The organism is Aeromonas salmonicida subsp. salmonicida (genome assembly GCF_001643305.1).
GTDB lineage: Bacteria > Pseudomonadota > Gammaproteobacteria > Enterobacterales > Aeromonadaceae > Aeromonas > Aeromonas salmonicida.
This window is the reverse complement of record NZ_LSGW01000051.1, coordinates 41,326-52,114: the sequence shown is the minus strand read 5'-3', so window position 1 is coordinate 52,114 and position 10,789 is coordinate 41,326. Positions and strand designations below refer to the sequence as shown.

10 protein-coding genes are annotated in these 10,789 nt (G+C 58.1%); 3 read left to right on the top strand and 7 right to left on the bottom strand.

The features are described 5' to 3' along the window. Positions 1–416: 416 nt before the first annotated feature. The 3 genes from erpA to clcA form a co-directional block, all read right to left on the bottom strand. On the bottom strand, positions 417–767 hold the full coding sequence (gene erpA / locus AXW79_RS08370) for an iron-sulfur cluster insertion protein ErpA (protein ID WP_005313135.1): 351 nt from the start codon (positions 765–767) through the stop codon (positions 417–419). Positions 768–857: 90 nt separating this feature from the next. Next, the gene (locus AXW79_RS08365; RefSeq protein ID WP_005313137.1) at positions 858–1,547 is read right to left on the bottom strand and encodes a DUF6776 family protein; all 690 of its coding nucleotides are present in this window, start codon (positions 1,545–1,547) and stop codon (positions 858–860) included. Between the two features lie 87 nt (positions 1,548–1,634). Next, positions 1,635–3,029, bottom strand: a complete 1,395-nt coding sequence (gene clcA / locus AXW79_RS08360) for a H(+)/Cl(-) exchange transporter ClcA (protein ID WP_011898379.1) — start codon at positions 3,027–3,029, stop codon at positions 1,635–1,637. A 235-nt stretch (positions 3,030–3,264) separates the two neighbouring features. On the opposite strand from clcA, the gene hemL reads away from it, so the two are divergent. Together hemL and AXW79_RS08350 are read left to right on the top strand one after the other, a co-directional pair. Then, entirely contained in the window at positions 3,265–4,551 is a 1,287-nt protein-coding gene (gene hemL / locus AXW79_RS08355) for a glutamate-1-semialdehyde 2,1-aminomutase (protein ID WP_005313142.1), read from the top strand. A gap of 197 nt (positions 4,552–4,748) precedes the next feature. Further along, positions 4,749–5,564, top strand: a complete 816-nt coding sequence (locus tag AXW79_RS08350; protein WP_011898378.1) for a hypothetical protein — start codon at positions 4,749–4,751, stop codon at positions 5,562–5,564. On the opposite strand, the gene AXW79_RS08345 is transcribed toward AXW79_RS08350, so the two are convergent. Both AXW79_RS08345 and AXW79_RS08340 read right to left on the bottom strand, forming a co-directional pair. Continuing rightward, a complete protein-coding gene (locus AXW79_RS08345) occupies positions 5,479–6,381 on the bottom strand; it encodes a sulfite exporter TauE/SafE family protein (RefSeq protein ID WP_005313150.1) in 903 nt (300 codons plus the stop codon). The genes AXW79_RS08350 and AXW79_RS08345 overlap by 86 nt on opposite strands. A gap of 262 nt (positions 6,382–6,643) precedes the next feature. After that, positions 6,644–7,354 carry a phosphatase PAP2 family protein gene (locus tag AXW79_RS08340; protein WP_005313153.1) on the bottom strand — a complete coding sequence of 237 codons (711 nt, stop codon included), beginning with the start codon at positions 7,352–7,354 and terminating at the stop codon, positions 6,644–6,646. A 210-nt stretch (positions 7,355–7,564) separates the two neighbouring features. Between AXW79_RS08340 and AXW79_RS08335 the strand changes: the two genes are divergently transcribed. Then, positions 7,565–8,092, top strand: a complete 528-nt coding sequence (locus tag AXW79_RS08335; protein WP_017411649.1) for a DUF2937 family protein — start codon at positions 7,565–7,567, stop codon at positions 8,090–8,092. Positions 8,093–8,175: 83 nt separating this feature from the next. Here AXW79_RS08335 and AXW79_RS08330 read toward each other — a convergent pair whose 3' ends face one another. Beyond that, positions 8,176–9,756, bottom strand: a complete 1,581-nt coding sequence (locus tag AXW79_RS08330) for a DUF3369 domain-containing protein (RefSeq protein ID WP_005313158.1) — start codon at positions 9,754–9,756, stop codon at positions 8,176–8,178. 125 nt (positions 9,757–9,881) lie between these two features. Further along, entirely contained in the window at positions 9,882–10,763 is an 882-nt protein-coding gene (locus AXW79_RS08325; protein ID WP_005313161.1) for a LysR family transcriptional regulator, read from the bottom strand. Between the last annotated feature and the right edge of the window lie 26 nt (positions 10,764–10,789).

Here is a 10,789-nt window from a genome sequence, read left to right as displayed (position 1 = left end):
ATTCAAATTGTTAAAGAGCGTCACGCTTGTCGCGTTGAGGAGGCGCATATTACGCTCCTCACTTCGAAAGTCAAGCGGTTGTTTTCGCTTTTCTTTCGGCGCCTGCTTCGCAAGGAAGCTGGCTCATCAGGTTGGCGTGTTCCGCCGTGCTGGTAGGCGCGCATTATAGGGAGCTGAATCTTTCTGGCAAGCAAAAACACTGTGTTTTATTGAGGAAGACGTTCAAGTGTTTAATCAATAGCCAGATCGTGCAAGATGCATCCATTTATGTGCTTCAGAAGAAGCTCCGTCCCCCTTTTACAGGCCAAGAACTCCGTTGATGCCTTTATAAGGATGCGACACTTTATATAGGAAGGCAGAGAGGGATAAATAGAAAAGGGCCCTGTTGGGCCCTTCAATCGCGCTGTTACGACACATCAGATGGAGAAACTGGAACCACAGCCACAGGTCGTGCTGGCATTGGGGTTGGTCACGGTGAAGCGGGAACCTTCCAGGCCTTCGGTGTAGTCCACGCTGCCGCCTACCAGATATTGCAGGCTCATGGGATCGATCACCATGGTGACGCCACTCTTCTCGACCACAGTGTCCCCTTCATTGATCTTCTCATCAAAGGTGAAACCGTACTGGAAACCGGAGCAGCCACCACCCGTGATGTACACCCGCAGCTTGAGCTCGGGATTTTCTTCTTCGGTGATCAGGTTCTTCACCTTGTTGGCTGCCGCATCCGTCATCTGGATTGGCAACGGGGCTTCTGCTACTGCACTCATTACTGACCTCACAACCGTTAAATCCACAAACATGGAAACCGCGAAATTATCTAATACCCGACTGTTTAGTTCAAGTATTCACCAATCTTCTTACTGCGCAGCAGGCGCAGACGGAGCAACCACCAGGGGTTTGATCAGGTCACCCCATTCGGCCAGCAGCTCCTGGGCCGGCTGTCTGCCCTCTTTGCCAATAGTGACACGCACCCGGTCCGGTATAAAGCCTTCCGGCAGCTGCCAGTTGCCCTCCAGCAGCTGGAAGTAACGCAAGGCATAGCGCCCCTCGCCCACTTTCATGCCCAGCTCACGGCTACCGAGGGTCTTTGGTTTGTCCCCCAGGCTGCCCTCTACCTTTATCTGTACCTGGCCGCGGAACAACTCCCGCTTCTTGGCTGGCTGGGTCAGCGCCAAGCGGTAGTGATAACGGCCGGGGATGCTGGTCTCCTGCAATGTGAGGTTATCGATCACCACCCCTACCTGTTCACCCGTGGGTCGCATGATCCGCTCGAAAAAGGCCAACTGGCGCTTCTGCTCCTGCACCTGGGCTTCCTGCTCCTTGAGCGTCTTTTGCAATTGCTCGAACGCGGCCCTCTGTGTGGCCAGCAGGGTCTCCTTGATGGCAAGGTCGCTCTTGAGCTGACCTATCGCCTTGCCCTGACGCTCCAGGGTTTCTTGCTGCACCGTCAGGAGGCTGCTCTGGGCCAGCTCCTGTCGATTGCCGACGAAATAACCGATGAGCGCCCCCACGCACAGCACAGTCAACAACTTCAATATCTGGGACATAAGGCCTCTTTTATTACTACACCATACAGCGGCCATGCTCCCTTCACTATACGCGACCCGACCGGATTCGCGCTGACATACAAGGAGTTAACTGGCAGTAGCGCCGCTGTCTCCCCGCTTTTGACGCGCAGCAAGCCGTAAAGTTCGCTCCAGGATCTGGGAATAAATGGGGCGCCCCCCCAGCCACTGGGCCACCAGAGTTGCTCCGACCGTGGTGATCATCATGGGCAGGATCAGCTGATAGTTATCGGTCATCTCGGTCACCAGCACTATCCCCGTGATGGGAGCACGCACAGTGGCGGCAAACAAGGCCCCCATGCCGGCGATGGCAAAGGCGCCGGGTTCGATGCCAAGCTCAGGAAAAGCCGCATGAAACAGATGACCAAACACCACACCAAACAGGGTGCCAAGGGCCAGGGTCGGAGCAAACACGCCACCTGGGGCGCCAGAGCAGAAGCAGATAAGAGTGGCCACCAGCCGTACAGAGAAGATGAGGAACAGGGTCGCCATTGCATACTCTCCGCCCATCAGATGGGGGATGAGCTCTGTCCCTCCGCCTGTCACCGATGGCGCAAACAGCGACAGTACGCCAAAGGTCCCCGCCACCAGCATGCCGATGGCCACGAAGCGATGACGCTTGTTCTGGTGCAGTGCCAGATAGCCATCCTGGCAGGCCAGCACCAGCTTGTTGAAGACAAAACCCAGCACCCCGAAGATAGCCCCCATAAAGAGGAACAGCCAAAGCGCCTTCAGTGCAGGGGCATCGTAGTGGGGCAAGGTGATCACCGCCCCCTGCCCTTTCATGTTTTGCAGCATCAGGGTCGCCATGATGGCGGAGATCCCTACCGCCTTGATGGCCAGAAAGGAGTAGCGAAACTGCGGTCGCATCTCTTCCATCACGAACAGGATCCCGGCCAGCGGTGCATTGAAAGCAGCGGCCAGACCACCCGCGGCACCGGCGGCCAGCAAAGCATGACCATGCTCCTTGGGTAGCCGGCAGATATCCGCCACCATCTTGCCAAGGTTGCCACCTATCTGCACCGAGGGTCCCTCCCGTCCCAGCACCATGCCGGAACTCAGGGTACAGATGCCGCCGAAGAACTTGACCGGCAGCACCCGCCACCAACGTACCGGACGCAGATCATCCATGGCCCCTTCGATTTCAGGGATCCCTGAGCCCCCCGCTTCCGGAGCAAAGGCATGAGTGAGGAAGTAACCGACAAAGCCTAACAAGGCGCTGAAGCCAAATCCGAGCAGACCGAGCTGCCACCAGGTGCGGTCGGCCAGCAGCTCGAGTCGCTGCTCGGCCAGCCAGTGCACACCGGATTCGAACAGTCCGCACACCAACCCAGTCAAGGTACCGACCAGGGCCGCCAGCAATAACACCAGCAGTGGCATCTTGTCTTGATGAATCATGCGCAGCAAGGCGGGGCTGCGTGGATAAGAGGAAGCGTCAGAAGAGGAGATAACTTGTTGTGCCATCTTGTTGCACCATGTTGGAAAGACCACATTTGTCTGCCTGGTGAGGAGCACCTGGCAGACAGCCCGGCTGCCCAGCACAAAGCCTTTCTGCTATAGTCGGCCCGTTTCATTTAGCACGGGGCAGGCCTGGGCCAGGTAACGAGAGCGCAAAGCATACTCCAGCTCCCCCAGGCTGCCGAGCCGCAATAGGCCGCCTTCGCCTGTGCGACGACCAAAATCCCATTAAGGATGATCCATGTCAAAATCAGATCAGCTGTTTGAACAGGCCCGCCAGACCATTCCGGGTGGCGTCAACTCACCGGTCCGCGCCTTCAATGGGGTCGGCGGTACACCCCGCTTCATTGATCACGCCGATGGTGCCTACCTCTATGACGTGGATGGTCAGGCCTATGTGGACTACATCGGCTCCTGGGGCCCCATGCTGCTCGGTCACAACCACCCAGCCATCAAGGCTGCCGTCATCAAGGCAGTGGAGAAGGGGCTGAGCTATGGTGCACCCACCGAGATCGAAGTGCTGATGGCCGAGAAGGTACGCCAGATTGTGCCTTCCATGGAGCAGGTGCGGATGGTGAACTCCGGCACTGAGGCAACCATGAGCGCCATCCGGCTAGCTCGCGGTTACACGGGTCGCGACAAGATCGTCAAGTTTGAAGGCTGCTATCACGGCCACGCCGACTCTCTGCTGGTCAAGGCCGGCTCCGGCGCCCTCACTCTGGGTCAGCCCAACAGCCCGGGCGTGCCGGCCGACTTTGCCAAACACACCCTGACCTGCGTGTTCAACGACCTCGATTCAGTGCGAGAAGCCTTCACCCAGTACGGTTGCGATATCGCCTGCATCATAGTCGAGCCGGTCGCCGGCAACATGAACTGCATCCCGCCTGTGCCCGGTTTTCTGGAAGGGCTGCGCACCATCTGCGACGAGTTCGGTGCCCTGTTGATCCTGGACGAGGTGATGACCGGCTTCCGTGTCTCGCTGCGCGGTGCTCAGGGTTACTACAACATAGACCCGGACCTTACCACTCTCGGCAAGATCATCGGTGCCGGCATGCCGGTTGGCGCTTTCGGCGGCAAGAAGAAGGTGATGCAGCATATAGCCCCGACCGGTCCGGTTTATCAGGCGGGTACTCTCTCCGGCAACCCGGTCGCCATGGCCGCGGGCCTGACCATGCTGGATCTGCTGCTGGAGCCGGGGCTCTATGAGCAGCTGAATGCCAAGACTGCCCGAGTTGCCGAGGGGCTGAAAGCCGCTGCCGCCAAGCACGGTATCCCGCTCGCCATCAACTATGTGGGCGGCATGTTCGGCTTCTTCTTTACCGACGAGCCGGAGATCACCCGCTATGAGCAGGTTACCCGCTGCGACATGGAACGTTTCAAGCGCTTCTATCATCTGATGCTGGAAGAGGGTGTTTACCTGGCGCCGAGTGCCTACGAGGCAGGCTTCTTGTCACTGGCCCACGGCGACAAGGAGATCGAACATACCCTGGCCGCCGCCGAACGCAGCTTCGCCAAACTGGCGGGTTAATCCAGCCAGAGATTAACGAGAGGGCCCTTTTCTCTATCTGATGTGTCTGACTTCCCCCAGCGCCTCTTTCTGGTGCAGCTATCTGCTCACCCCCTCTGTTTTGTCATCTCCTGGTGCAATATCCCATACCATGCCTGTCATAAAACGGGCCCACTATTTGCACATCTTCAGCAGGAGCCCACTTGACCGAGGTCCATATGGCAGAGATGAGCCCCATCGATGTGCTGCGGCGCTATCAGGAATACGAAACCGAACTGGCCCCCCTGTTGCTGGGGCTGCTCACCGCCCCCCGTGATTCCCTCAAGGGCTACCCCTTTATTCTGACCATAGGCCAGAGCCGTGAGTCTGCGAGGATCCTTCCCCCCGTACCCGCGCCACAGGCACAGCTACGTCTGGTTGTGCAGGGTCATGGTCGGGAACTGACACTTTGCCTCAATCAGCTGATTGCCTGGCTGATGGGCGATCGTGAGCGGCGCCGCGCCATGCCCTGGTTCAAGGCTGTCTATGTGGTGCTGAGCATGGCGCTGTTTCTCATCGTCGCCACCCTGATATGGCATGGATTGGAGCAGCTCTATCTGCTGCTGTGCGGGGAGCAGCAGAACCAGCTAGGTGCCTTTAGCGCCATCATATTCCTGACCCTGGCGCTGGCGGTATTCGATCTGGGCAAGACGATTCTGGAGGAGGAGGTGCTGCTGCATAAGGACATCTTTCGCCACAGCGCCGTTCGCCGCACCATCACCCGCTTTATCGCCGCCATCCTGATTGCGGTCTCCATAGAGGGATTGTTGCTGCTGTTCAAGGGGTCGCTTGGCCAGAGCGAACTGCTCTGGCCTGCGGTAGGTGTGATGGGATGTGCCGTGGGACTGCTGCTGGCACTGGGGCTCTATGTGTTTCTGGGGGCCAAAGCCGAGGCGGCACTGGTCCAGGCTAACCTGCGATCTCCACCAGCCGGGGTTGAGCCTTGCGTCGCTCTGCCCGCCAGGAGGCGTACATGGTCCAGGAGGTATAGATGACGATAAAGGCCACCAGCCACTTCAACATTTCCATGTCCATGGACTGTACCAGCAGGGCCGCCAGCACCACGCCGATGGGGCCAAAAATTGCCACCGCCAGCACGGCCCTGGCATCAAAGGCCCCCTTGCGAATGAAGGTGCCCGCCGAGAAGACGCTGAGCACGGCGGTGGATCCCATCATGATGGGAAACGCCGCCATGGGGTTCATCCCCAGCAGATAGACGAGCGTCATGCAGGGGGCGAACAGCCCGATACCCACATTCATCAAGACCCCGAAGATGAAATTGCCGAGCAGGGCAATTCCCAGCTTGTAACCTGTCAGCCCCATGGCATCGCCGCCGAGGGGGAACAGACCCAGCAAGCCCGCAAAGATGAGGCCGGCCACCACCAGCAGAGAGACAGCCATCACCAACCGTATGGTCTGACGATCAAATGAAGCCACATGACGCGCCCCCCAGGCCGCCCCCGCGGCGGCTGCCACCATCATGCTGATGAACGTGATCGGGTCCACCTTGACCACGCCGATAAAGATGAGGGACTGGGCAACCGTCGGCAGCACGCACTGGCCGTTGAGGGTACCGGGCAGCAGCCTATCGTCGATCAACTTGAACTGCTTGAAACAGGCTGTCTTCACGGCAAAGCTGCCAACCCCCAGGGTATCGAGAAAATTGGCAACAAATCCGATGGCGGCCACCGGCCAGAACGGGGTTGGCTCCAGTGAGCCCTGCTGCCGTTTATGCCACCAGGCCCGTATCAGCATGAAAACGAACGCCATGGCACACATGATGAATATCAGGCGTAAAAGATTAATTAGCATACCGACCTCTCCTGCAAGGGCCGGCGATTCTAAGGCAGCGGAAATTAAAAGTCCTGACCAGAATCAATCACGCCCCCATGCAAACGATTATCTGGATAAAGGTCGGGCAAGCGCGTTCGAATGACTCTGCTAATACTTATCCATGAGGGCCAGCAGGCCTGGGGCCATCGGTGGTAGTCATGGTCATTTCGCGACGACCACAGTCATCGATGGGCAGTAGCCAAAAAGAAGGCCGGTGTAAACCGACCTTCTTTTTTTGATATTAATCGGACGGATACCCGGTACTGCGCCGTCGTGGCCCAATAGGCAACCGGGAGGCAAGCCAGCCGATCAGCGCATCCGACAGCCCCGTCAGCAACAACAAGGGCAAACAGAGCAGAGTCAGGCCCAAGGCGCCAACATAGACATCCGTCAGCCAGTGGGCACCAGACAAAATACGGGGCGCCGAGAACAGCGGCACCATCAAAATGGCCAGCACCCCAGCCCAGCGTGGCAGATAACGCAGGACGAAACCGGCAAAGATCATCAAAAACAGGGCATGATCGCCGGGGAAACTGTCGCTGGAGGAATCCTTGGTCGGGATCGCGCTGAGCTGGGTGACTCGCAGTGCATCCGCAACGGTCAGGGTCGGACTGGGACGACTGACCGGCAGCAGGTGACCAAACTGGTTGATAACCAGTGCCCCCAACAACATGACGATCCCCATGGCGACAAGGCGACGACGATCCCCATCCTCAGAACGGAAGAAGCACATCGCCAGGATGAGCCCCATGCAGCCCAATACGACCAGATCAAACAGACGATTATTGGTCACGGCCACCACATCGGCCCACAACGAAGACTGGCCCAGCCAGCCATTGACCAGATGAAAGACGGCAAGATCCCACTGATCCCAGGGGCCATGGGCAGGCAAGGCGGCCCAACTGATGGCAATGAGGCCCCCAATCAAATAGCACGGCACGAACTTGTTCATGCAGACTCTCCTCTCCCGGAAAAAACGCGGCATTCTAGAACATAATGGGCGCGATTTGAATCCTTAACATTGGAGAGGGGATAACCGGACAAGGCGCTATTACAACCGGGCTGTGAAGCCGCCATATCGACACAAGCTCCACTGGATGACGGAACACTACCTTGGTCTGAACCAGGCTTGCAGCTAGTATGAGAGCTCTTTTTTAACGAGATGATGAGGAATATGCGCAGCTACCTTCGCATTATGCTGTTTGCCCTGGGTTTATTGGCCGGCGTTCAGGTACCGGGTCTGATCGACCTCTATTACCAGCGGCTGGATGCACGCCTGCAACAGGCCAACCTCAGCCTGGTGCCATTTCAGGGCACGGCGGATCAGCACTTCAACGGCGATCTGACCGCCCTGGTCAACCACTATCGCACCAACCCGGACCCCGTATTCGCCCGGGATGCCGTCAGTCTGCAACACCTGGTGAGCCAGCAGCAGATGCTGTTGCAGGAGAGTGCCTTCAAGGATCATCCCTGGTATCAGCAGCTGACACATCTGCTGCTGCGCGCCGATCCCCAACTCTGGCAAGATACCCTGCAAAACTACAGCTATCTGGTGCCGCTCAAACAGTCCGCCATCATCTGTGGCATGTCGGTGGGGTTCATCGCGGCCTTGCTGGGAGACCTGTTGCTCGGCCTCATACTGTTGCCGTTTCGAAAGCGCCAACCGAGATCGCGCCATGCCCTGCGCTAGCTGCAACCTATAAAAATCGCTACAGAGACCAAAGCAGAAGGGGCCTGATGGCCCCTTCTGCTTTTTCGCCAGCACTGTCACGCTCACAACTCGTATGGCAATCGCGACTCCGTCACCAGCCGATTGAGCGCCTGGACCACATGAGGATCGAACTGACTGCCGGAGCGGGACTGGATATATTCCATGGTCTGCGCCAGCGACCAGGGCTCCTTGTAGGGCCGCTTGCTGAGCAGAGCATCAAACACATCGACCACGGCCACGATACGGGCCGACAGCGGGATCTGCTGGCCGGCCAGCTGCTCCGGGTAGCCCTTGCCATCGAAGTGCTCGTGATGACCACGGGCAATCTCAGCCCCCAGCGACAGGTAGCTGGTGCCTTCCACCATCTCGCCCGCCTTGTGCAATATGCTGGCCCCTATGTCTGCATGCTGCTCCATGATGACCCGCTCATCCGGCTCAAACCGGCCAGGCTTGTGCAGAATGTGGTCCGGTGTGCCGACCTTGCCGACATCGTGCAATATGCTGGCCATGCCGATCATGTCGACAAAGCCGGGAGTCAGTTCATTGGGGTAAGCACCCGCCTGCTGCATCTCGGCCACTATGGCATCGGAGAGTTTCTGTACTCGCAGCACATGTTCACCGGTATCAGAGTCACGAAACTCCGCCAGCGCAGCGAGCGCCACCACTGTTGCCTCCTGGGCACGCAGCAGCTGGTTGTAGAGATAGAGGTTGTCGTAAGCAGCTGAAATCCGCTGGCAAAATACATCCAGCAGATCGCACTCCAGAGGATCGAGAGGTTGGGTCGGCGTGAAGTTGAGCACGAACTCGCGACCATTCTGGGCAGCGATATAGAGAGCATCTTGCGGGTGCTCAAAGCGGTTTCGACGGTTGGCAAGCGCACTCATCACAGAGTCGTTCAACGCAGGAAAGGCAGCAAGGGATACACCATTGAGCAGAGATTCATAGTCACCAGTGGCCGCCAGCACTTCCAGTTCCTGAGAGTCGGGCCTGCGCTCGACGCAGATGGCCCCTTCAGTGCCGACATCCAGAATGGCGCTGATCTGTTTCAGGACGCCGGAGGCAAATTCCCGCAGGGAGTGCAGATGATAGAGATCCCCCGCGCCTTCCAGGATCTTGCCAAGCCCCTGGCGACTCTTGTCGATGGCGCAGAGAGTCTCGTAGGAGCGTAAAGACGCTATGACAGTGGTGAAAAGCTTCTGCACCGTCAGCTCAGTCTTGGTCTTGTAGTCGTTGATGTCATAATCGAGGATCACCCGCTGCTCAGGGGCCTGACCGGGCTGGCCGGTGCGCAGCACTATGCGCACCAGGCTGTTGTGCATCTCGTTGCGGATCTGGTGTACCAGTCGTAGACCGGCATCTTCGGTCTCCATCACCACATCCAGCAAGATGAGGGCGATACGTGGATTGGCCAGCAGCATTCGAGCCGCTTCGGCGCCACTGTAGGCATTGAGCAGTTCGAGGGGGCGGGACTTGTATTGAATGTTGGAAAGCGCCAATCGGGTAGCATGATGAATGTCCGGTTCATCGTCCACGATCAGCACCTTCCAGGGGTTGATCGCCTTGACCACCACGGCCTCATCATCATCCAGCTCTATGATGTCGTCATCCAGCCAGATTTCGTCCTTGTCTTGGGCACTGCTCATATCGTTCACGCCTCCAGGCGCTGCATGAGTGTATTGACAGTATGTACCATCAGGCCGTGATGGATCACAAGAACCCGCTGCGTTCTCCCCCTCGCCAATGGCCAGAAGGCATGACGCTTGCCAGCTTATTCAAAAGGTTCAAGGTAGGCCTGAATGGCCTTCTTCAGCCACGCCAGTACCTTGCCATGATAGGCGTTTTCTGACAGATAGACGCCGTAGTCACGCCACTGCAGACTGAATTTGTGCTTCAGGGTCAATAATTCCCCCTGCCGCAGCTGGCTCTGGATCAAGGGAGAAGGCAGCACGGCCCACCCCAGTCCATCCAGCACAGCATCCCGCATCAGTTCGAAGCTCGACAGACCTATATGTTGACCCCCGATAGGGAGCAGGCTCTTGACCGAAAATTCGTCCACGTAGGAGAGGGTGACCTGAGTGTGGCCGGTCAAATCCTGCTGCAGTACCCGCTTCAGACTGGCCAACGGGTGGCTCGGCGCCACCACCATCAGGGTGCGGATAGGATTGAGCACATCGATATTGAGGCCGCTGCGCTCCTGCTCCTCCGTGATGAGACCGAAGGCGGCATCGACAAATCCCTCCTCCACCAGCGCTGGCAGTTCAGGGGGAGAAGCCAGCACCAGCGAGATACTGGTGCCGGGAAACTGGCGGCGCAGCGCCCCCAGCATGTCGCGCCACACCAGCTCGGGAATGGCATCATCCCGCGCCACCCGCAGCGCCACCTCGGCGCCGGAGGCATAGTGCTCGCACTTGAGCTTGAGGCTGTTGGCGGCCTGCAATAGCCGTTTGCAATCATCCAGCACCAGCTCACCGATCTCGGTCAATCGACTCTGGTTAGCCCCCCGTTCAAAAAGTTCGACGCCAAGCTCTACCTCCAGCGCCGCAATCGCCGTGCTGACCGCACTGCGACTTTTGCCAAGACGACGAGCCGTGTTGGCAATGGAGCCACTGTTAGCTGATTCGACAAAGAGTTGTATCTGATAAAGCTTCATGACGACGGGCTGATGGCAGAATATCC